This window comes from Enterobacter cloacae complex sp. FDA-CDC-AR_0132, from assembly GCF_003010695.1.
Lineage (GTDB): Bacteria > Pseudomonadota > Gammaproteobacteria > Enterobacterales > Enterobacteriaceae > Enterobacter > Enterobacter ludwigii.
Map to the genome: position 1 here is coordinate 166468 of NZ_CP027618.1, position 21683 is coordinate 188150.

Consider the following 21683-nt stretch of genomic DNA (forward strand, 5'->3'; position numbering starts at 1 on the left):
GGAGCACGCTATGGATACCTGGATTTATCTCTCGCAGGGGTTCGCCGTGGCGATGACCCCCGAAAACCTGGTGATAGCCCTGATCGGCTGCTTTGTCGGGACCATTGTGGGTCTGCTGCCCGGCCTTGGGCCGATTAACGGCGTCGCCATTTTACTCCCGCTGGCGTTTGCCCTGCATCTGCCTGCGGAATCGGCGCTGATCCTGCTGGCGACGGTGTATATCGGCTGTGAATATGGCGGGCGTATTTCATCCATCCTGCTGAACGTGCCAGGCGATGCGGCGGCCATTATGACCGCGCTGGATGGCTACCCGATGGCACGGCAGGGTCGCGGTGGCGTGGCGCTGTCCATCTCCGCGGTCAGTTCGTTTTGTGGTTCGCTGATTGCCATCGGCGGTATCATTCTTTTTGCCCCTGCGCTGGCCCAGTGGTCGCTGGCGTTTGGTCCGGCAGAGTATTTTGCGCTGATGGTCTTTGCCATCGCCTGTCTCGGCAGCATGATGGCGCAGAATCCGCTGAAATCGTTTTTGTCCGCGTTGATTGGTTTAGGGTTAGCCACCGTCGGCGTGGATGCCAACACCGGGGTTTATCGCTTTACCTTTGACAGCGTGCACCTTTCCGACGGTGTGCAGTTTATCGTGGTCGTGATTGGCCTGTTCTCGGTCTCTGAAATTTTATTGATGCTGGAACATACCAGCAGCGGACAGACGCTGGTGCGTAAAACGGGCCGCATGCTTTTCAGTGCCAAAGAGGGCGCACAGTGTATCGGCGCGACGCTGCGTTCGTCGGTGATTGGCTTCTTCGTCGGCATTCTGCCGGGGGCCGGGGCCACCATCGCCAGCGCCATCACTTACATGACCGAGAAAAAGCTCAGCGGCAACAGTGACAGCTTCGGCAAGGGGGACATTCGCGGGGTAGCGGCACCAGAGGCTGCGAATAACGCCTCGGCCTGCGGTTCGTTTATCCCGATGCTGACCCTTGGCGTACCGGGTTCGGGCACCACGGCGGTGATGATGGGCGCGCTGACGCTCTATAACATTACGCCTGGACCGGCCATGTTTACCGAGCAGCCGGATATTGTCTGGGGGTTGATTGCAGCGCTGCTGATCGCCAACGTGATGCTGCTGGTCATGAACATTCCGCTGATTGGTCTGTTCACCCGGATGCTGACAATTCCCCTGTGGTTCCTGGTGCCGGCTATCGCGGCCGTCTCTGCGGTGGGGGTGTATGCGGTACACAGCACCACTTTCGATCTGGTGCTGATGGTGCTGCTTGGCGTACTGGGCTACATCCTGCGTAAGATGCACTTCCCGATGTCACCGCTGATTTTAGGCTTTGTGCTGGGAGAGATGCTGGAGCAGAACCTGCGCCGCGCCTTGTCCATCAGCAACGGCAATATGTCTATTCTGTGGGACAGCAGCGTGACGAAGGTGCTGTTAGCGATGGCCATCCTGGTGATTGTGGTTCCGCCGGTATTGCGTCTGCTGCGTCGCCGCCAGCGCAAACCGGCACCGGATATCGGTTGATTATCCTTTCAACAGACGGGTGACCCACTGTTTTAATGCCTGGCGGGAGATCTTAATCCCGCCATTTTTAAGCTCTGCCGGCAGCATCAGCCAGTGCACCGGCTGCTCAAAGCGCGCCAGTTTACCCTGCACCCATGCCGGGAAGCCGGTGATATCGGTTCCCGGTTCACACTCCACCACCGCCACCGGACGCTGACCGAACTCGGCGTCATCGAGTGGGACGATAAACGCCTGGTTTATCTGCGGATGACGGGCAATAACCCGCTCAAGGCTTTCCGGCTGGATCCCTTCGCCCCCGCTGAAAAAGAGGTTGTCCATTCGGCCAAGGATCGTCAGGCGCCCGTCATGCCATTCCCCGCGATCGCGGGTGGCAAACCAGCCCTGAGCATTGGTCAGCGGAATCAATGCACCGTCCCGCCAGTAACCTGCGGCCATACTTTGCGCTTTGATCCACACTTCACCGTCAACCACCCGCACCTCTCTGCCCGGCAACGCAGCGCCGACGTCCGGTTCACCGTCCGCCTCTTTGGCGCAAACCGTTGAGGCAAACTCCGTCAGACCGTAGCCACAGAAAGTGCGGATCCCCCGCTGGCTCGCCTGCTGAGTCAGATCAACGGGGATCGCGGCCCCGCCAAGCAGTACGGCTTTCAGCGCGACAGGCTGGTGTGCATTAAGCAGACGCCAGAGCTGCGTCGGTACCAGTGAGGCATGCGTACAGCCCTGCAGGGCCTGCGCCAGCGGCTGCTTCTCGCGGACGGTTAAGCGCGCGCCGGCCTGCAACCAGCGCCACAAAATCCCCTGCCCGGAGACATGAAACAGCGGCAGGGAGAGCAGCCAGTCGTCTTCATCGCCGTAGGGCATCAGCGAAAGCACGCCGCGTGCACTGGCAAGATGGGCGGCACAGGTATGGACCGCCGCCTTGGGTAAACCGGTTGAACCGGATGTCAGCGTCATGGAAGCCAGCCGCGATGGTTGCCACGCCACGCGACACCCGCCCGGCGCCTCGCGCATGCTGAGTGCCACCAGCCCGTCGTAGACGCCGTCCAGCACCAGGGCAAAGCGCAGCGTCATCTGCGGGAGCAACACGTCCAGCAGCGGATGCGGCAGCTGCGGGTTAACGGGAAGAATACGTGCCCCGCACTGAAGCAATGCCAGCCACGCCATCAGGGTTTGCGGGTGATTATGCGCCAGCAGCAGTACGCCGTCGCCCTCCTGCACACCCTGCAGCTGAAAGCCTGCGGCCAGTCTGTCGATGCGCGCACACAGCTGTTGCCAGCTGAGCGTCTCATCGTTCAGCCTCAGGGCCGGTTTATCAGCATACTGCGCGCACCAGTGTCGCCACGGCCAGTCGGTAAAACTCATAGCAACGGCTCCAGCCCCTCAACGTCAAGGAGCGGCAGCGTGCTGTCTGGCCACGGACGGATAAGCTGATTTTGCATCAGGTTCAGCGTATCGAGACCGGGGACAGTGTCTGGCGTTAACCAGGCGGCAATGCGCGCCAGTTGAGTTAGCCCCAGGCTGGACTCAATCGAAGAGCTAATGACCGCCGTCAGCCCGGCGGCATGGGCCGCCGCGACCTGCTCACGTACCTTAGCAAGGCTGCCGGTCAACGTCGGTTTAATGACCACCGCGCGGACACCCGGTTCGGCGACAAACGCAAAGCCGTCTTCACGCAGGCTTTCATCCCACGCGATGGCAATGCCGGTTTCACGGGCAAACGCCCGGGAATCGTCGCGGGTTTTACACGGCTCTTCCAGAAACGCGATGCGACTGCGGTACGCCGGGTTTACGTACTTCGCGAACTGCTGCGCCTTCAGCGGCGTCCAGGCGCGGTTAGCATCCAGACGCAGATGCAGGTCGGGCAATGCTTCCAGTAAGAGGTTAGCGACCATCCCATCGCGCACCGCTTCATAGAGACCGACTTTGATTTTCGCCACTTTCTCGCCCGGCATGGCGGCGAGCAGCGCAAACAGTTCATCCGGATCGCCCGTACAGAGCGGTGCCGCGCGGTAATTAGCCTCTGCAGGCAAGCTACCGTCCAGCTCCGCCAGCGCGCAGCTAATACCAAAAGCCGCGGAAGGCACCTCCGGCAACGCCGGGTTCGCGCCCTCACGCCACTCACTGGCCCACGCCAGCAATACCGCCTGCGCGTCATCCAGCGATTCAAGGCTAAAACCCGGCAGCGGCGAAATCTCGCCCCAGCCTTCCTGCTCGCCCTGCTGCAAATGCACCAGCATGCCATCACGGGTTTTTAACCGCCGTTCACGCAGCACCACGCCCGCGTCCATCGGTATCTGCCAGCGGTAAACCTGCGCGCGACGCATTACGGATTCCGTTTATATTTGCTGAAGTCAGGCTGGCGTTTTTCGTTAAAGGCGTTGCGACCTTCCTGCCCTTCTTCGGTCATGTAGAACAGCATGGTGGCGTTACCTGCCAGCTCCTGCAGACCTGCCTGACCGTCACAGTCGGCATTCAGGGCCGCTTTCAGGCAGCGTAGCGCCATTGGGCTGTTTTGCAGCATTTCACGACACCAGCGCACGGTCTCTTTCTCGAGGTCGGCAATTGGCACCACGGTGTTCACCAGGCCCATATCCAGCGCTTCCTGAGCAGTGTACTGACGGCACAGGAACCAGATTTCGCGGGCTTTTTTCTGACCGACAATGCGAGCCATGTAGGAAGCCCCCCAGCCACCATCGAACGAACCCACTTTCGGGCCCGTCTGGCCAAAGATGGCGTTCTCTGCGGCAATGGTCAGGTCACACATCATGTGAAGCACATGGCCGCCGCCGATGGAGTAGCCTGCCACCATCGCCACCACCGGTTTTGGACAGGTGCGGATCTGGCGCTGGAAATCGAGCACGTTCAGGTGGTGAACGCCAGAGTCATCCTGGTATCCGCCGTAATCGCCGCGCACTTTCTGATCGCCACCGGCACAGAACGCTTTTTCACCTTCGCCGGTCAGGACGATAACACCGATGTTGTCGTCATAGCGCGCGTCTGCCAGCGCCTGAATCATCTCTTTGACGGTCAGCGGACGGAACGCGTTACGCACCTGCGGGCGGTTGATGGTGATTTTGGCAATGCCGTCTGCGGATTTGTGGTAACGAATGTCGGAGTAACCTTCGGAGCAGTCTTGCCATTCAACCGGCGCATAGAGCATGTGTTCATCAGGATAGATCATAGAGAGTCCTTTATTCGAAGACGCAGTATCTGAGCCAGACTCGCAGCAACCGCAGCGGGGTTTTCCCGGTGGGCGTTGTGTCCGGCATGGGGGATCGCATGGCGTACGGCGTGCAGTTCAGCCGCAAGGGCTTTGAACTTCTCATCACGTTCACCATATAAATAATCAAAAGCGACGTTGCAGGCGCTCAGTGCCGGACGCAAATCAGACTGCACGGCCAGCGAGGTGGCCTCGAGCATCATCGCCAGAGTCGCGCCATTGTTCTGGCTACGCAGGCGAATAAGCGCCTGCCGCTGAACGTCCGTCAGGGAAGCAAATACGGGTTGTCGGTACCAGTCAGTGAAAACCACGTCGAGCGCCTCGGTACGAAAGCGCCGCGCCCAGCGGCGATCGGATGCCAGCCGCGCACTCCGCTCACCGGCGTCCTGTAGCCCGGGATGGCCGCCTTCCACAATAATGCCCTTCAGCCCCTCTGGCTGCTGGCAGGCATGGAACATCGCAATGCGGCCGCCGAGGGAGTACCCCACCAGCCAGAAATTCAGTATGTTGTAACTAAGCAGGGTTCGGGTCAGCAAATCGCTCATCTCCTCTAACCCGGTCACGCCAGTATTGCCGGAATCACCGTGCCCCGGCAGGTCGAGATACAGCTGCGGGTAATCGCTCAGCGCCGCCCCGACCGTCTGCCACTCGCGGCAATCCCCGGAAAAACCGTGCAAAAAGACCAGCCAGGGATAACCCGGCTTTCCAGCCTGCTGCACGCCCGCGAGGATCACAGGTGGCTTACCTGGGCCAGCAGGCTTTGCAGTTTCTGCGCGCCGTCAGCATCGTTCACCACCAGTTCGATCAGCGTCGCACCGGGCTGTCGCCAGGCGCTGCTGAGGGCCGCATCAAGCGCCTCCCAGCTTTCCGGGCGATGGTATTTCAGGCTGAACATTGCCGCGGCGTGTTCAAACTGCACGTTCTGGGGCATCAGATAGAAACGCTCACGTTCGCTCTGCGGGGTGGGCAGCAGGGAGAAAATCTGTCCACCGTTGTTGTTAACCACAATCAGCACAAACGGTGCCGAAACCTGACGCAGCAGCGCCAGGGCATTGAGGTCGTACAGCGCGGAGAGATCGCCGACGATCGCCAGCGTAGACTTCGCGCTGGCACGCTGTACGCCCGCCGCCGTGGAGATCAACCCGTCAATGCCGCTGGCCCCCCGGTTACTGTAGACCGGGTAACCGGCTGGCAGCTTTGAAAAGGCATCTATCAGGCGAACCACCAGACTGTTGCCGACAAAGAGCTGCCCCTGCTCGGGCAGATACTGACGAATACGGTGTGCCAGCCCGGCCTCACTGAATGCTTCGCAGCTCGCCTGGGTTAACGCCCAGGCCTGTTCCGAAAGCGCCGGGATCGCAACGGCCCAGGGCTTGCGTTTTTCAGCCGGATGGAGTGCAAGCCAGGCGTCAATCTCACTGACCAGACGACGACCACGATGGTGTGCCGGGTCGAGCCGCCCTTCCAGTGAGTCCACCAGCCAGTACTCTTCTGGATCACAGGTTGCCTGCCACTGCAGTAACCGTTTACCGGTCAGGCTTGAGCCGAGCTGGACAATAATCTGCGCCTGCGAAAGCTCGGTGACCGCCTTCGCATTCCCCAGCCAGAGGTCGGCACACGGCAGCGGCTGACCGGTCTGGGAAAGCACGTCGCCAATCAGCGGCCAGCCAAGGGTTTGCGCCCATTCCGCAACCAGCTTGCCTTGCGCGGCGCTCATGCGCCCGGCAACCACCACGCCACGCTTCTGCCGCCAGAAGAACCAGTCACGTTGTCTGGCGCTTTCAGGATGCGGTTGTGCACGCAGCCACGGCTTTTCACTTTGCCACCACTCACCCAGGGTGCGCTGCCATTCAAGACCGGTGTCATCCATTTCACCATACAGCGGTTCGGCAAACGGACAGTTAATATGCAGCGCCCCGCTGCGCAGTGTCCCGATGGCATGATCGATTGTCGAGACCAGCCAGCTTGCCGGAATATCCTGAGTAGGACGCGGTAGCGCGATTGCCTGTGAAGGATGCGAGGCAAAGATGCCCGGCTGACGAATGGCCTGGTTGGCGCCACAGTCGATAAGCTCGGGGGGACGATCCGCGGTCAGCAGGATCAGTTTCTCCCCGGTTAATCCGGCTTCGATCAGCGCCGGATAGAGGTTTGCCACCGCGGTACCGGAGGTCACAATCACCGCCACAGGCTCGTTGCTGACTTTCGCCAGCCCCAGCGCCAGATGGCCAAGCCCGCGTTCATCAAAATGAGTGTGGTGAATAAATGCCCGGTTTTCAGCGGCCGCCAGCGTCAGCGGCGTTGAACGAGAACCCGGTGCAATACACACGTGCCTGACGCCATGGCGAGTCAGGGCTTCAAGGATCACCGCCGCCCAGCGTCGGTTAAAAGAACTTACTGACATGAGATTGTCCGGTATCAAGAATGCGACACAGTATAAATAATAGAAAAAATTGGAATTTTGATATGAATCGGGATTGCGCGAATCAGTATTAATCCCTTAGGAGCAGAGAGCGCAGTCCGGCCGCTTTGTTTTCTATCTCCTGCCACTCCTGCTCCGGGTCAGAGCCGCTGACAATTCCTGCCCCGGCGTACAGCCGCAGGGCGTCTTCGTAAACACGGGCAGAACGCAACGCCACGCAGAACTCGCTTTGTTCAGGGGATAAATACCCGGCAGAACCTGCGTACCACTCGCGGTCGAACGGCTCGTTGTGGTAGATAAAGTCGCGCGCCGCCTGACGCGGCAGGCCGGCGACGGCCGCCGTGGGCTGCAGAACATGCAGGCATTGTGCATCGTCAGCGTGTTTGAGCTCGGTCCAGATACAGCGACGCAGATGCTGTACTTTACGCAGCCGTACAACCTGGGCGGGCAGCACCTCCAGCGTCTGGGTATGGTGCTGGAGCCGCTGGCAAATATCTTCCACCACCAGCATATTTTCTCGCTGATTTTTGTCGTCGTTCATCAGCCAGTCGCCCAGCCGTTCAGCCTGTTTATCATCGGTATGGCTGGCGACGGTGCCTGCCAGCGCTTCCGTGCGCAGCAGCTTGCCGCGTCTGCGCCACAGGCGCTCGGGGGTCGAGCCGAGAAACGCGTTGCTGGCATCGAATACCATGCAGAAATGGTAGCAGTTCAGGTTCAGGGCGCGGCTGGCAGCCATCAGTGCGACAGGGTTAACAGAGTGCTTAAACTGCAGGTCGGTTGCCCGGGCGAGCACCACCTTTTCAAAATCACCGCGAGCGATGGTCTGGGTTGCCTTGCGGATAAGGCGCAGCCATTCGGGTTGTTCCGGATGATGCTTTTCCTGCACAACCTCAACGGACAGCGGACGAATGGGTCTTGCCTCACCGAGCTGCTGGAGAAAATCCAGCGCGGCGCGGGCATCATCGTGAAGTGAACTGTCGCTCCACAGCTGCAGGCGTAACGTGGCCTGTCCGGCGGTACGTCGCCACAGCAGACGCGGTAAAAACAGACTGCCCTGCTCGGGATTAAACGCATTCAGGCCGCAGATACGCGTGTCACGGGCCGCATCATGCGCCTGCAAAAACTGTGAGGCAAATGCCAGAGAGGAGAAATGCGCGACGGCACCAAGCGCAGCAAGTTCTTCATCACCGTTACGCTGTTGCCAGTAAAACTGAGGATAGCAATGCTGAACGCCCAACCAGGCCAGGGGATCGAAGGCGTCGTTTAACGGGAAAGAGACGTCGAAGTGATGTAAACCGGGTGCAGTGGGTAACGCTTGCGTAAGCTGGCTACGCAGATGCTCCAGCGCGGTGGAAATCGAATTCACGCGAACCTCTCCCTGTTAAAACCGCATATTATACGGGGTACTGACCATAAATAGCAGTACCCACGTATAGGGAGTGGTTAACCGTATAAGGAACGTTAACGGCGGGCTAAAAGCAGCCCCAACACCAGCCCGACAGCTGCCCCTACCCCGATGCCTTGCCATGGTTTTTCATGGACGTAATCATCGGCACGGTATACCGCCTTTTTCGCGCGGTAGTAGTAATTGTCCGAAGCATGGCTGACGCGATTTTTAACATCATCCAGCGCTTTTTCGGCACGGGCTTTCAGCTCAATATATTTCTGATCGGCAGGGTCGCCCGACGAACGTAACACCTCTTCCAGCGTTTCGCTCAGCAAGGCCAGGTCGTCATCGATACGGGTATCCCAGGATTGAAATGACATATTTTTCTCCATGTTAGTACACCAGTCCGCTAACTATAGCCAACGACTCGCCATTACGCCTGTTTCGCTTCCCGCGCCATGCCGATGTGTGGAATACCGTCCTCATCGTACACGTCCGTCACGGGGGTAAACCCAAAATGCCCATAGAACGGTTGCAGGTGCGCCTGCGCGCCCAGATATAACGCCTTGTCCGGCCACTGTTTTTGGCACGCTTCCAGCGTTTTTTTCATCAGCTGATAGCCCAGTTTTTCACCACGCGCGTTGCCGCTGATAATCACGCGACCAATCACGACAGGCTCAAAATCGTCTTCGCTTTTCAGAATCCTCGCATACGCCACCAGCGCGTTGTCCCGCCAGCCAAGAATATGGCGATTCTCACCAATAAGATCATCGCCATCGATATCCTGATACGGGCAGGTTTGTTCAACAACAAACACTTCGCAACGCAGTTTAAGCAGCGCGTAAAGTGACGTTACCGTGAGCTCACTATGGTGTAAATCTTGCCACTGGATCATGTCAGTCTCCTTCCTGGGTTCCTCACGTTATACTAAACCCCTCCCCGTTCGGCAAAGGGCTGATTACGTTATGGAACTGATTTTTCTCGGTACGTCCGCTGGAGTGCCAACCCGATCACGAAATGTGACCGCGATTCTGCTGGATTTGCAGCACCCGACGCGGGGTGGATTATGGCTTTTTGACTGCGGTGAAGGAACGCAGCATCAGCTGTTACATACCCCGTATCATCCCGGCAAACTGGATAACATTTTCATTACCCATCTGCATGGCGACCATCTGTTTGGCCTGCCTGGCCTGCTGTGCAGCCGCTCAATGGCGGGCAATGCCAACCCGCTGACGATTTACGGGCCTGCGGGTATCCGGGAATTTGTCGACACCACGCTGCGCCTGAGCGGCTCATGGACAGATTATCCCCTGGAGGTGGTGGAGATAACCGCCGGTCTGGTGCTGGATGACGGTGTGTATCGGGTGACAGCCCAACCCCTGAGCCATCCGGTAGAGTGCTATGGTTATCGCATTGAGGAGCAGGATAAACCCGGCGCGCTCAATGCGTCGGCGTTACTGGCCGACGGGATTAAACCCGGGCCGCTGTTCCAGCGTCTGAAGCAGGGCGAAACCGTGACGCTAGAAGACGGGCGCGTCATCAACGGGCAGGATTACCTCGCCGCCCCGCAGCCCGGGAAAAAACTGGCGATTTTTGGCGACACGGCCCCGTGCCCGTCGGCGTTGCTGCTGGCGCAGGGTGTGGATCTCATGGTGCATGAAGCCACCCTCGAGGCGGCGATGGAAGAGAAAGCCAACAGCCGGGGCCATAGCTCTACGTACCAGGCGGCGCAGCTTGCGCGTGACGCGGGCGTCGGGAAACTGATCGTCACCCATGTCAGCTCGCGCTACGATGCCCGGGGCTGTGAACGCCTGCTGGCAGAGTGCCGTGAACGGTTCCAGGAATGTGAGCTGGCCGAAGATTTCGCTAAGGTCAGCGTTTAGTCCTTCATTTTTCTCTCAGAGTGCCGATAACGATTAAAAGGTCAGCATTTCTCTCGAGGGTAGAATGGATAATTTCCAGAAAGATATTGATGACAGGGCGAATCTCACCCTGTCGAACCGTTTTGAACTGTTGCTGTTCCGTCTTGGCACCTCTCTGAACGCAAATAAATCCGAGCTGTTTGGCATTAACGTCTTTAAGCTGCGTGAAATTGTGCCGATGCCAGAGTTCACGAAACCCGCCGGGATGAAATCACCGCTGATGGGCATGGTGAATATTCGCGATCAGGTTATCCCGGTAATCGACCTGGCTGCCGTGGCGGGCTGTAAGCCAACCACCGGGCTGAACATCCTGCTGATCACGGAATATGCCCGCAGCGTGCAGGCTTTTGCGGTGGAATCCGTTGAGAACATCATGCGTCTTGACTGGAAGCAGGTGCACGCGGCGGAAACTGCCGTCAGCGGGCGGTACATCACCAGTATCGCCTGTCTGGATGAGAAGACCGATACCAATGAGCTGGCGATGGTGCTCGACGTTGAGCAGATCCTGTATGACATCACCCCGGCCAACCACGACCTGCATGCCACGGATCTGAAGACCACGAAATTCCACATCAAGCCCGGTGCCGTCGCGATTGTCGCCGAAGACTCTAAAGTGGCACGCTCGATGCTGGAAAAAGGTCTGCAGGCGATGGAGATCCCGGCGCAGCTGCATATCACCGGCAAAGACGCGTGGGAGAAAATTAGCGTGCTGGCGGCGCAGGCTCAGGCTGAAGGTGTGCCGATTACCGATAAGATTGCACTGGTGCTGACCGACCTGGAAATGCCGGAGATGGACGGCTTTACCCTGACGCGTAAAATCAAAACCGATCCGCTGTTGAAAGATATTCCGGTGGTGATCCACTCTTCCCTCTCCGGCAATGCTAACGAAGATCATATTCGTAAGGTGAAAGCCGACGGTTACGTGGCAAAGTTTGAACTCAATGAACTCTCGTCAGTCATTGAAGAAGTTCTGGATCGGTCAATGAAGAAGATTGACGGTCCGCTGATTAGCCGTAAACAGCTGGCTTAACTTTCAGCAGGCTCACGCCTTCCCGACAGGGCAAGGCCGCAAGCCAACAAAAAACCCGCCGAGGCGGGTTTTTTTATTCACTGCGGTCAAACAGCAACGTGATTACATCAGCGGCATCGCGTGCTGCACGATGGTGATCAGCGGCTGTGGATAGATACCGAAGATCAGTACCAGCAGCGCGGAGATCAGTACCACGATACCACCGGCGCTGTACTGCCAGTTACGCGGCGCATCGCGGTTCAGTTGCTGAGGTGCACTCAGATACAGACTCACGGCCACACGCAGGTAGTAGTAGAGACCGATTGCAGAGCCGATAACCACGCCCGCCGTCAGCCACCACAGGTGTGCCTGCACACCCACTGCCAGCACGTAGAACTTACCGATAAAGCCCAGCGTCATCGGAATACCCGCCAGAGAGAGCATCATTACTGTCATAACGGCGGACAGAATCGGACGGTGCCAGAACAGACCACGGTAGGAGAACAGGGAATCTGCATCCGGACCACGGTACGGGCTGGACATCAGGCTCACCACGCCGAACGCGCCGAGGCTGCTGAACAGGTAACCGGCCAGGTAAACACCGACGGTCTCCATCGACATCTCACCGCTCTGCAGCGCAATCAGTGCCACCATCAGGTAGCCCAGATGGGAGATAGATGAGTAGCCCAGCAGACGTTTAATATTGGTCTGGCTCAGCGCCATCAGGTTACCGAAGATGATGGAAGCAAACGCGATGATACCCAGCACCACGCGAACCGCTTCGCTGTCACCCACCGGCGCGTACAGGAACAGACGCATCACCACCCCGAAGATAGCGATTTTGCTCGCCGTCGCCAGGAAGGTTGAGACTGGAGCAGGCGCGCCCTGGTAGACGTCTGGCGTCCACAGGTGGAACGGAACCAGAGAGAGCTTAAAGCCAAGGCCAACAATCATCATGCCCAGACCCGCCAGCAGCAGCGGTTCGTGCAGCATACCGTCGCCGAGGCTCTTGCCGAGCGCCATGAAAGAGAGGTTTCCGGACTGTGCGTACAGCAGCGCGATACCAAACAGCAGGAAAGACGACGCGGCAGCAGACAGAATGGTGTACTTGATGCTCGCTTCCAGAGAACGTTTCTGACGGAAAGCGTAACCAATCAGACCGAACAGCGGCAGAGAGATAAGCTCAATACCGAGGAACAGCGCAGCCAGATGGTTCGCATTCGCCAGCAGAATACCGCCCAGCGCGGCAATCAGTACCAGCAGGTAAAACTCTTCTTTGTTGTCGTTGTAGCCTTCCAGCCATGGGTACGCAAACGTACAGGTTGCCAGGCTCGCCAGCAGAACCAGACCCGAGTACAGCATGGCATAGCCGTCAACGCGCATCAGTGGAGTGACGTCCATCGCCCCGCCCTGGCCAACAAACCAGAGAGAGACTAATGCGGCGTTCAGACCGATGACCGACAGCGTGGCATTCAGGAAGTGATTGCGTCGCCACGCAATGGAGAGCATCACAACCACCACCGTCAATCCGACGATCAGCAGCGGTAGCAGCGCGATCAGTTGTTGTGGAGTTATTGTCATGGCGAATTACGGCCTTGTAGTAGAAGCAGAATTAACAAACCACTGCTGGATATTCCCCATCGCGGAGTGCGAGGTATCCAGAATTGGCTGCGGGAAGAAGCCCAACAGCACCAGCAGTACGACCAGCAGCAGGATGATGAACAGCTCACGCAGCGACATCCCCGGCAGTTCTTTTGCAGCAATTTCGCTCTTCGCTTTACCGAAGTAAGCGCGATGCAGCATCGCCAGCGAGTAAACGGAAGCGAACACCAGACCAAAGGTGGAGATCACGGTAATGACCGGCACCACTTTGAAGCTGCCGAACAGAATCATAAATTCGCCGACGAAGTTACCGGTGCCTGGCATACCCAGCGTGGCCACCGCGAAGAACATAGAGAGCGCTGGCAGCCATTTAATTTTGCTCCACAGACCGCCCATCATACGCATGTCACGGGTGTGAAGACGTTCGTACAGCTGACCACACAGGATGAAGAGACCGGCTGCGGACAGACCGTGCGCAATCATCTGGATAACCGCACCCTGGTAAGCCAGCTGGCTGCCGGTGTAGATGGCAATCAGTACAAAGCCCATGTGGGAAACGGAGGTGTACGCAATCAGACGTTTAATGTCGTACTGCGTGAAGGCCATCCAGGCACCGTAGAAGATACCGATCACACCAAGCCACATCGCAATTGGCGCGAACTCAGCGGACGCATTCGGGAACAGCGGCAGAGCGAAACGCAGCAGACCGTAGGCCGCGGTTTTCAGCAAGATCCCCGCCAGGTCAACGGAACCCGCCGTTGGCGCCTGTGAGTGCGCGTCTGGCAGCCAGCCGTGCAGGGGAACCACCGGCATTTTCACCGCGAAGGCAATGAAGAAGCCCAGCATCAGCAGGTATTCCACACCGTGAGACATCGGGGTCTTCAGCAGGTCTTCATAGTTGAAGGTCCAGATACCGGTCGCCGTATGGTGAACAAACACCAGCGCCAGAATCGCAATCAACATCACCAGACCGCTCGCCTGGGTATAGATGAAGAACTTGGTTGCCGCCGTGATACGCGTTTTACCGTCGGACGCCTTATGGCCCCACAGCGCGATCAGGAAGTACATCGGCACCAGCATCATCTCCCAGAAGAAGAAGAACAGGAACATGTCGATGGCAAGGAACACGCCGATAACGCCGCCCAGGATCCACATCAGGTTCAGGTGGAAGAAGCCCTGGTATTTTTCAATTTCTCGCCAGGAGCACAGTACCGCCAGAACGCCGAGCAGACCCGTCAGCACCACCATCAGCAGCGACAGACCGTCGATAGCCAGGTGAATGGTTATCCCAAAACGCGGGATCCACGGCAGAATAAATTCAGACTGCCACTGCGGAATCCCCGCAGACTGCGTCAGAGAGTAGCCACCCTGCAACCACAGTTGCAGACCAAGCGCGAGCGTCAATCCCATGGTGATCAGCGCGATCCAGCGCGGCATCTTCACGCCAAAGCGTTCAGTCTGCCAGCACAGGAAGCCGCCGATGAAGGGAATTAATATTAGCCAGGGTAGTAACATGGCGATTTACATTCCTTTTTAAGGCCCCCAGCAGGGGCCTGATTTTCAACGAATTCGAATAAAATTCACTTAACGATCAACGCAACACCATCAGCAGCGCCAGCACGACAACCGCACCGATGCTCATGGACGCCACATACCAGCGCAGGTAACCGTTCTCGCTGAACAGCAGGCCTTTACCTGCAAAGCGGGAAAGGATCGCCGGGATATTCATCAGGGAGTTCAGCGGATCGCGTTTCAGCAGCCACGCAATGCCCAGGAACGGCTTGACGAAGATCATGTCGTACAGCCAGTCGAAGCCCCACGCGTTGTACCACCAGGTCCCCAGCAGGCGGCCTGGCGCACTGTTGGCAACGGCAGTCACCAGCGTACGTTTGCCCAGCCACAGCCATGCTGCGATCAGGATGCCCGCGATAGCGACCACACCCGAGGTGATTTCAAGCGTCAGAACGCGACCGTGCTCAAGCTCGGTGGTGTCCGGCAGTACGCCCTGCAGCGGTGGCACAATCAGTGCGCCAACGAAGGTGGAGAGTACCAGCAGCACAATCAGCGGCAGGTGATGAGTAATCCCCTTCCCTGCGTGAGCGTGAATTTGTTCTTTACCGTGGAATACGATGAAAATCATACGGAAGGTATACAGGGAGGTCATGAACGCACCGACCAGACCCGCAACCATCAGATTGATATGACCATTCGCCATGGCACCGGCAAGGATTTCGTCCTTACTGAAGAAGCCCGCGGTAATCAGCGGCAGTGCCGCCAGCGCCGCGCCGCCCACCAGGAAGCAGACATAAACCAGCGGAATGGACTTACGCAGTCCGCCCATCTTGAAGATATTCTGCTCGTGGTGGCAGGCCAGAATCACGGAACCGGATGAGAGGAACAGCAGCGCTTTAAAGAACGCGTGCGTCATCAGGTGGAAAATGGCTGCGTCCCATGCCTGAACACCCAGTGCCAGGAACATATAACCAATCTGGCTCATGGTGGAGTACGCGAGAACGCGTTTGATGTCGGTTTGCACCAGCGCGGCAAAGCCTGCCAGCACCAGCGTTACCGCACCAACGATACCCACCAGATGCAGAATTTCCGGCGTCATCAGGAACAGACCATGCGTACGCGCAATCAGGTAGACCCCAGCGGTAACCATGGTTGCGGCGTGGATCAGCGCGGAGACAGGCGTTGGACCTGCCATCGCGTCGGCCAGCCATGTCTGCAACGGCAGCTGCGCGGATTTACCCACGGCACCACCCAGCAGCATCAGCGTTGCCCACCACAGCATGTCATTGCCGGCAGCGAAGTGCGCTGGCGCCAGTTCTACCATTTCGCGGAAATTCAGCGTGCCCAGTTCGTTGTAGAGAATGAACAGCGCGAAGGCGAGGAAGACGTCACCCACACGGGTCACGACAAACGCTTTCATGGCCGCTGCGCCATTCTTCGGATCGGTATAGTAGAAGCCGATCAGCAGATAAGAGCAGAGACCCACGCCTTCCCAGCCGAGATACATCAACAGCAGGTTATCGGCCAGCACCAGAACAACCATGCTCGCGATAAACAGGTTGGTGTAGGCGAAGAAGCGGGAGTAACCCTCTTCACCACGCATATACCAGGAGGCAAACATGTGGATCAGGAAGCCCACGCCGGTTACCACGGAGAGCATGGTCAGAGAGAGACCATCCAGCACCAGGTTGAAACCGATGTTGAAATCACCGACCGACATCCAGGTCCACAGCGGTACGCTGAAGGCCTGACGCCCGTTATTAAAGAAGTCGATACCCGCATACGCTGTCACCAGCGCAGCCAGACCCACAGAGCCCATGCCGACGGTAGCGGACAGATTCTCAGACCAGCGGCCACGAGAAAACGCCAGCAGCACGAAGCCAATCAGCGGAAAAATAATGGTTAAGGCAAGCATGTTCATCCACGCAACTCACTTACTGAATCGATGTTCAGGTTCTGGCGGCGACGATGGAGCTGCAGTAACAGCGCCAGGCCAATACTCGCTTCGGCAGCCGCGAGGCTGATGGCGAGAATGTACATCACCTGACCATCGGTCTGGCCCCAGTAGCTTCCGGCGACCACGAAGGCCAGCGCGGAGGCGTTAATCATGATTTCCAGACCGATCAGCATAAACAGCAGATTGCGGCGGATAACCAGACCGGTTAAGCCCAGAACGAATAAAATCGCAGCGAGGATCAGTCCATGTGTTAAGGGGATCATGCGCGTTCCTCCGTTTTTCTTTTCGCGCGGTCGTCAGTGCGGTTGCTCAGCAACTCACCAGCACGCTCTTCGCGGCCAACGTGGAAGGCAACAACCAGGCCCGCCAGCAGCAGCATAGAGGCCAGTTCAACCGCCAGGACGTATGGGCCAAACAGCGTAATACCCACCTCTTTAGCGCCGATTGGCGTGCCGTCGATGCCCTGATCATTCACGCCCAGAATGGCGTAAACAATGACCACCAGCATGATGGCCGACAGGATCGCCGGGCCAATCCAGACCTGCGGTTTTAACCACTGACGTTCCTGCTCAATTTCAGAGCCGCCCAGGTTCAGCATCATCACCACGAAGACGAACAGCACCATGATGGCCCCGGCGTAAACGATGATCTCCAGCGCACCAGCAAAGTGCGCGCCCAGCGCAAAGAACACCCCGGAAATAGCCAGCAGCGAGATAATTAAGTACAGCAGCGCATGCACCGGATTGGTGTGCGTAATCACTCGCAGCGTAGCCAGGATGGCGATAAGGCCACAGATATAAAAAGCGAATTCCATTGCCCTCTCCTTACGGTAACAGGCTCTTGACGTCGATAGGCTTAGCTTCGTTCTCTGCTTCGCCCTTATCTTTGCCGTCGATTGCCATACCCGCCATCCGGTAGAAGTTATATTCCGGGTATTTGCCCGGACCGGAAATCAGCAGATCCTCTTTCTCGTACACCAGGTCCTGACGCTTATACTCACCCAGTTCGAAGTCCGGGGTCAGCTGAATCGCCGTGGTTGGGCACGCTTCTTCACACAGACCGCAGAAAATGCAGCGTGAGAAGTTGATGCGGAAGAACTCAGGATACCAGCGGCCATCTACCGTCTCTGCTTTCTGCAGAGAGATACAGCCCACCGGACACGCTACCGCACACAGGTTACAGGCAACGCAGCGCTCTGAACCGTCCGGATCGCGCGTCAGCACGATACGGCCACGGTAGCGCGGCGGCAGATATACCGGCTCTTCCGGGTACATCCGGGTTTCGCGTTTGGCAAACGCGTGCAGGCCGATCATCCAGATACTGCGTACCTGAGTGCCGAAACCTACCAATAATTCTTTTAAGGTCATGGTCTATAGCCCCTTATGGCTGCTGCCAGAGAATGACAGCCGCCGTTACCAGCAAGTTGATGAGCGTCAGCGGCAGGCACACTTTCCAGCCGAAGGACATTACCTGGTCATAACGCGGACGCGGTAACGCTGCGCGAATCAAAATGAACATCATCATGAAGAACGCGGTTTTCAGCGCGAACCAGATGAACGGCGGTAAGAACGGGCCATGCCAGCCACCAAAGAACAGCGTTACCATCAACGCGGAAATGGTGACAATACCGATGTACTCGCCCACGAAGAACAGACCGAATTTCATACCGGAATATTCGATGTGGTAACCGTCGGCCAGTTCCTGTTCGGCTTCTGGCTGGTCAAACGGGTGACGGTGACACACCGCCACGCCCGCGATAGCAAAGGTAATAAAACCAAAGAACTGCGGGATAACGTTCCAGATGTCAGCCTGGTTGTTGACGATGTCGGTCATGTTGAATGAACCGGCTTGCGCCACCACACCCATCAGGGAAAGCCCCAGGAATACTTCGTAGCTCAGCGTCTGCGCAGAAGCACGCATCGCACCCAGCAGGGAGTATTTGTTGTTACTGGACCAGCCCGCGAACAGCACCGCATACACGGCGAGGCCTGCCATCATCAGGAAGAACAGAATGCCAATGTTCAGGTCAGCCACCACCCAGGTCGGGCTGACAGGAACAATCGCGAACGCCAGCAGCAGCGAGGTAAAGGCGATCATCGGTGCCAGAGTAAAGATCACGCGGTCCGAGAAGCGCGGGATCCAGTCCTCTTTAAAGAACATCTTGATCATGTCCGCTACCAGCTGGAGTGAACCACCCCAGCCCACGCGGTTCGGTCCGTAACGGTTCTGGAACAGACCGAGCAGACGACGTTCACCAAAGCTCATGAACGCGCCACAGGTGACGACCACCAGCAGGATAACTATCGCTTTCAGAATGCTCAGCAGGATGTCGATAAGATCCGGCGTTAACCAACTCATGCTTTTGCCTCCTGCAGATTATCAAGACGCGCACCCGCCAGTACCGGCGCGATGCCAGGCATACCCATCGGCAAACCCACCTGCCCTGCTGTCAGCCTTTCAGAGATAATCAGCGGCAAGCTGATTGTCTGGCCATCATAGCTAAAGGCGATGTTCGCACCCGCGTTAACGCCAAGCTTCGCGGCATCTGCCGGGTTAAGCTTGATGTACGGCTGCGGCATGCGGCTCTGGAATACCGGAGAACGCTGGGACAATTCGTCACTACCGAACAGATGGTAGTACGGCGCAATACGCCAGTTCCCTTCCTGCGCATGGAAGCTCGCCGGCACGGTGGTGAAGAAGTCCAGACCGGTGTCGGAAGCTTCAATCAGACGCACGCCCGGGTCACCGTGGCGCAGAGAGCCGCCCACTTCAGCCTGGAATTTGTTCCATGCCTGCGGGGAGTTCCAGCCTGGTGCCCATGCGAACGGAACCTGAGAGCGCGGTGCAGACGGCTGGTTGTTCCCTTCCATTGAGAAGGCAAACATCGTGTCTTTATCCTGCGGCTGACGAGGTTCGTGAACGCTGATGTTGGCACGCATCGCGGTACGACCGCTGTAACGGTGCGGTTCACGCGCCAGTTTCTGGCCACGAATACGGAAGCTTGCGTCAGGAGCCGCATCTTTGATGCCAGCCAGCTGAGGCAGTTTTTCCACGACCGCGTCGATAACATGGTCGAGCTGCGTCCAGTCCACTTCACGGCTCTGAACGGTGCTGTGCAGAGAGTGCAGCCAGCGCCAGCTTTCCAGCATTATGGTGTTGCTGTCGTAGTACGCCGGGTCATACACCTGGAAGAAACGCTGTGCGCGGCCTTCGTTGTTGATAACCGTACCGTCGCTTTCCGCGAAGCTTGCCGCAGAGAGCACCAGGTGCGCTTTGTCCATGATCGCGGTGCGCTGATGGTCAATAACCATCACCAGCGGCGCTTTGGAGAGCGCTGCGTCAACGCGTGCGGCAGAAGCATGGCGATGCAGGTCGTTTTCCAGCACCACAACGGCGTCAGCGGCACCGGATTCCAGTTCGCTTAACGCAGCTTCCAGAGAGCCACCGCCAATCATTCCCAGACCGATGCTGTTCACCGCACGGGCAATCATGGTCACGCCAACGTCTGCACCACGGCCTTTCAGCGCTTTAGCCACGTTCGCGGCAGCCTGAATGATCTCCGCGCTACCGGCGTTAGTCCCGGAAACAATCAGGGGTTTCTTCGCACCCGCCAGGGCCTGAACAATCACATCAACCTTGTTCTGCAGGTCGCGATCGAGACCTTCAACGGCCGGAGAATTGCTGTCCAGCGCATGAGCAATCGCAAAGCCAAGACGGGCCTGATCTTCAACCGGCGCGCAGTAGGTCCACGCCGCGATATCGTCCAGACGCGTGTTGTCGACGTTTGTCACAAACAGAGGATGCTTCGCACGCTGACCGATGTTGAGGATTGCCGCAATCTGCCAGTCAGCCACTTTCTGAGCCGCCGCCATTTCACGAGCTTTACCTTTGACCGCCTGACGAACCGCCAGGGCAGCGCGAGCGCCGGTCTGCGTCAAATCTTCACCCAGCACCAGAACCGCATCATAAGATTCAATTTCACGCAGCGCTGGGGTGTGAATACCGCCTTCACGCAGCACTTTCAGTACCAGCTGCAGACGTTCCTGCTCGCCCTGAGCGATACCGGTGTAGAAGTTTTCCGCCCCAACCAGCTCACGCAGCGCGAAGTTACTTTCGATGCTGGCGCGCGGGGAGCCGATACCGATCACTTTCTTCGACTGGCGCAGAATATCTGCCGCGCCCTGCATCGCCTGTTCAGCGTTCAGGGTGATGAAGTCATCACCACGGCGTTGAACGGGCTGACGTGGACGGTCTTTCAGGTTCACGTAGCCGTAGCCGAAACGACCGCGGTCGCACAGGAAGTAATGGTTAACGGTACCGTTATAACGGTTTTCAATACGACGCAGTTCGCCATAGCGCTCACCCGGGCTGGTGTTACAGCCCAGCGAACACTGCTGGCAGATGCTTGGTGCAAACTGCATGTCCCACTTACGGTTGTAACGCTCGGAGTGGGTTTTATCGGTGAAGACGCCGGTTGGACAAATCTCGACCAGGTTACCGGAGAATTCGCTTTCCAGCGTACCGTCTTCCGGACGACCGAAGTAGACGTTGTCATGCGCGCCATACACGCCCAGATCTTGTCCGTCTGCGTAATCTTTGTAGTAACGCACGCAGCGGTAGCAGGCGATGCAGCGGTTCATTTCGTGAGAGATGAACGGCCCCAGATCCTGGTTGCGGTGGGTACGTTTGGTAAAGCGATAGCGACGGAAGCTGTGACCGGTCATTACGGTCATATCCTGAAGGTGGCAGTTACCGCCCTCTTCACAGACCGGGCAATCGTGCGGGTGGTTAGTCATCAACCATTCCACAACGCTTTCACGGAACTGTTTGGCTTCTTCGTCATCAATCGAAATAAAAGTGCCTTCGGTGGCTGGCGTCATACAGGACATCACCAGGCGACCACGCGTGTCTTCCGCGTTTTGATATTGCTTCACCGCACACTGGCGGCAAGCACCGACGCTGCCCAGCGCCGGATGCCAGCAAAAATACGGAATATCAAGGCCGAGCGACAGACAAGCTTCCAGCAGGTTGTCCGCCCCGTTGACCTCATACTCTTTGCCGTCTACATGAATCGTAGCCATTAGCATGCTTCCAGTTGGCTCAGTCGTAACTGAGCGTTAATCAAAATTC

Annotated in this window: 19 protein-coding genes; 3 read left to right on the forward strand and 16 right to left on the reverse strand. The window is 57.7% G+C overall.

Annotation, left to right across the window (positions count from 1 at the left end):
* Window positions 1-10 precede the first annotated feature (10 nt).
* On the forward strand, window positions 11-1525 hold the full coding sequence (locus tag AM379_RS00775) for a tripartite tricarboxylate transporter permease (RefSeq protein WP_014170979.1): 1515 nt from the start codon (window positions 11-13) through the stop codon (window positions 1523-1525).
* Here the strand turns inward: AM379_RS00775 and menE are convergent, their stop codons facing one another.
* The 8 genes from menE to AM379_RS00815 all read right to left on the reverse strand — a co-directional run bounded on the left by menE (window position 1526) and on the right by AM379_RS00815 (window position 9446).
* Window positions 1526-2887 carry an o-succinylbenzoate--CoA ligase gene (menE, locus tag AM379_RS00780; protein WP_106503365.1) on the reverse strand — a complete coding sequence of 454 codons (1362 nt, stop codon included), beginning with the start codon at window positions 2885-2887 and terminating at the stop codon, window positions 1526-1528.
* Window positions 2884-3849, reverse strand: a complete 966-nt coding sequence (menC, locus tag AM379_RS00785; protein WP_032678606.1) for an o-succinylbenzoate synthase — start codon at window positions 3847-3849, stop codon at window positions 2884-2886. Before menC ends, menE begins: the two co-directional genes overlap by 4 nt.
* Window positions 3849-4706: a 1,4-dihydroxy-2-naphthoyl-CoA synthase gene (gene menB, locus AM379_RS00790; RefSeq protein ID WP_014170982.1), complete on the reverse strand. Its 858-nt coding sequence runs from the start codon at window positions 4704-4706 to the stop codon at window positions 3849-3851. The genes menC and menB overlap by 1 nt, the downstream gene beginning before the upstream one ends.
* Complete coding sequence (gene menH / locus AM379_RS00795) at window positions 4703-5479, reverse strand: 2-succinyl-6-hydroxy-2,4-cyclohexadiene-1-carboxylate synthase (protein ID WP_106503366.1); 777 nt, start codon at window positions 5477-5479, stop codon at window positions 4703-4705. The genes menB and menH overlap by 4 nt, the downstream gene beginning before the upstream one ends.
* Window positions 5476-7146 carry a 2-succinyl-5-enolpyruvyl-6-hydroxy-3-cyclohexene-1-carboxylic-acid synthase gene (menD, locus tag AM379_RS00800; protein ID WP_032678608.1) on the reverse strand — a complete coding sequence of 557 codons (1671 nt, stop codon included), beginning with the start codon at window positions 7144-7146 and terminating at the stop codon, window positions 5476-5478. Before menD ends, menH begins: the two co-directional genes overlap by 4 nt.
* Window positions 7147-7234: 88 nt before the next feature.
* Window positions 7235-8530, reverse strand: a complete 1296-nt coding sequence (gene menF / locus AM379_RS00805; protein ID WP_032678609.1) for an isochorismate synthase MenF — start codon at window positions 8528-8530, stop codon at window positions 7235-7237.
* Window positions 8531-8625: 95 nt separating this feature from the next.
* Entirely contained in the window at window positions 8626-8931 is a 306-nt protein-coding gene (gene elaB / locus AM379_RS00810) for a stress response protein ElaB (protein ID WP_020883147.1), read from the reverse strand.
* A 53-nt stretch (window positions 8932-8984) separates the two neighbouring features.
* Window positions 8985-9446, reverse strand: coding sequence for a GNAT family N-acetyltransferase (locus AM379_RS00815; protein WP_032678610.1), 462 nt, complete (start codon window positions 9444-9446; stop codon window positions 8985-8987).
* 70 nt (window positions 9447-9516) lie between these two features.
* Here AM379_RS00815 and rnz point away from each other — a divergent pair, with 70 nt between their 5' ends.
* Window positions 9517-10434 (forward strand): ribonuclease Z, encoded by a 918-nt coding sequence (gene rnz / locus AM379_RS00820; RefSeq protein WP_032678611.1) that lies wholly within the window; start codon window positions 9517-9519, stop codon window positions 10432-10434.
* 64 nt (window positions 10435-10498) lie between these two features.
* Window positions 10499-11503: a chemotaxis protein gene (locus AM379_RS00825; protein ID WP_014170989.1), complete on the forward strand. Its 1005-nt coding sequence runs from the start codon at window positions 10499-10501 to the stop codon at window positions 11501-11503.
* A 102-nt stretch (window positions 11504-11605) separates the two neighbouring features.
* Here AM379_RS00825 and nuoN read toward each other — a convergent pair whose 3' ends face one another.
* The 8 genes from nuoN to nuoG all read right to left on the reverse strand — a co-directional run bounded on the left by nuoN (window position 11606) and on the right by nuoG (window position 21634).
* Window positions 11606-13063, reverse strand: coding sequence for an NADH-quinone oxidoreductase subunit NuoN (gene nuoN, locus AM379_RS00830; protein WP_014170990.1), 1458 nt, complete (start codon window positions 13061-13063; stop codon window positions 11606-11608).
* Between the two features lie 6 nt (window positions 13064-13069).
* On the reverse strand, window positions 13070-14599 hold the full coding sequence (nuoM, locus tag AM379_RS00835) for an NADH-quinone oxidoreductase subunit M (protein WP_014170991.1): 1530 nt from the start codon (window positions 14597-14599) through the stop codon (window positions 13070-13072).
* Between the two features lie 76 nt (window positions 14600-14675).
* The gene (nuoL, locus tag AM379_RS00840) at window positions 14676-16517 is read right to left on the reverse strand and encodes an NADH-quinone oxidoreductase subunit L (protein ID WP_014170992.1); all 1842 of its coding nucleotides are present in this window, start codon (window positions 16515-16517) and stop codon (window positions 14676-14678) included.
* A complete protein-coding gene (gene nuoK / locus AM379_RS00845; RefSeq protein WP_003861496.1) occupies window positions 16514-16816 on the reverse strand; it encodes an NADH-quinone oxidoreductase subunit NuoK in 303 nt (100 codons plus the stop codon). The genes nuoL and nuoK overlap by 4 nt, the downstream gene beginning before the upstream one ends.
* The gene (nuoJ, locus tag AM379_RS00850; protein WP_014170993.1) at window positions 16813-17367 is read right to left on the reverse strand and encodes an NADH-quinone oxidoreductase subunit J; all 555 of its coding nucleotides are present in this window, start codon (window positions 17365-17367) and stop codon (window positions 16813-16815) included. The genes nuoK and nuoJ overlap by 4 nt, the downstream gene beginning before the upstream one ends.
* 10 nt (window positions 17368-17377) lie before the next feature.
* Window positions 17378-17920, reverse strand: a complete 543-nt coding sequence (gene nuoI / locus AM379_RS00855) for an NADH-quinone oxidoreductase subunit NuoI (RefSeq protein ID WP_003861491.1) — start codon at window positions 17918-17920, stop codon at window positions 17378-17380.
* A gap of 13 nt (window positions 17921-17933) precedes the next feature.
* Window positions 17934-18911, reverse strand: a complete 978-nt coding sequence (gene nuoH / locus AM379_RS00860; protein ID WP_014170994.1) for an NADH-quinone oxidoreductase subunit NuoH — start codon at window positions 18909-18911, stop codon at window positions 17934-17936.
* Window positions 18908-21634 (reverse strand): NADH-quinone oxidoreductase subunit NuoG, encoded by a 2727-nt coding sequence (gene nuoG, locus AM379_RS00865; protein WP_032678612.1) that lies wholly within the window; start codon window positions 21632-21634, stop codon window positions 18908-18910. Before nuoG ends, nuoH begins: the two co-directional genes overlap by 4 nt.
* Window positions 21635-21683 lie beyond the last annotated feature (49 nt).

Excerpts from the sequence above, each read along its gene's own strand:
- AM379_RS00775 (WP_014170979.1), top strand. The coding sequence starts at position 11 with ATGGATACCTGGATTTATCTCTCGCAGGGGTTCGCCGTGGCGATGACC.
- menE (WP_106503365.1), bottom strand. The coding sequence starts at position 2,887 with ATGAGTTTTACCGACTGGCCGTGGCGACACTGGTGCGCGCAGTATGCT.
- menC (WP_032678606.1), bottom strand. The coding sequence starts at position 3,849 with ATGCGTCGCGCGCAGGTTTACCGCTGGCAGATACCGATGGACGCGGGC.
- menB (WP_014170982.1), bottom strand. The coding sequence starts at position 4,706 with ATGATCTATCCTGATGAACACATGCTCTATGCGCCGGTTGAATGGCAA.
- menD (WP_032678608.1), bottom strand. The coding sequence starts at position 7,146 with ATGTCAGTAAGTTCTTTTAACCGACGCTGGGCGGCGGTGATCCTTGAA.
- elaB (WP_020883147.1), bottom strand. The coding sequence starts at position 8,931 with ATGTCATTTCAATCCTGGGATACCCGTATCGATGACGACCTGGCCTTG.
- AM379_RS00815 (WP_032678610.1), bottom strand. The coding sequence starts at position 9,446 with ATGATCCAGTGGCAAGATTTACACCATAGTGAGCTCACGGTAACGTCA.
- rnz (WP_032678611.1), top strand. The coding sequence starts at position 9,517 with ATGGAACTGATTTTTCTCGGTACGTCCGCTGGAGTGCCAACCCGATCA.
- AM379_RS00825 (WP_014170989.1), top strand. The coding sequence starts at position 10,499 with ATGGATAATTTCCAGAAAGATATTGATGACAGGGCGAATCTCACCCTG.
- nuoN (WP_014170990.1), bottom strand. The coding sequence starts at position 13,063 with ATGACAATAACTCCACAACAACTGATCGCGCTGCTACCGCTGCTGATC.
- nuoM (WP_014170991.1), bottom strand. The coding sequence starts at position 14,599 with ATGTTACTACCCTGGCTAATATTAATTCCCTTCATCGGCGGCTTCCTG.
- nuoL (WP_014170992.1), bottom strand. The coding sequence starts at position 16,517 with ATGAACATGCTTGCCTTAACCATTATTTTTCCGCTGATTGGCTTCGTG.
- nuoK (WP_003861496.1), bottom strand. The coding sequence starts at position 16,816 with ATGATCCCCTTAACACATGGACTGATCCTCGCTGCGATTTTATTCGTT.
- nuoJ (WP_014170993.1), bottom strand. The coding sequence starts at position 17,367 with ATGGAATTCGCTTTTTATATCTGTGGCCTTATCGCCATCCTGGCTACG.
- nuoI (WP_003861491.1), bottom strand. The coding sequence starts at position 17,920 with ATGACCTTAAAAGAATTATTGGTAGGTTTCGGCACTCAGGTACGCAGT.
- nuoH (WP_014170994.1), bottom strand. The coding sequence starts at position 18,911 with ATGAGTTGGTTAACGCCGGATCTTATCGACATCCTGCTGAGCATTCTG.
- nuoG (WP_032678612.1), bottom strand. The coding sequence starts at position 21,634 with ATGGCTACGATTCATGTAGACGGCAAAGAGTATGAGGTCAACGGGGCG.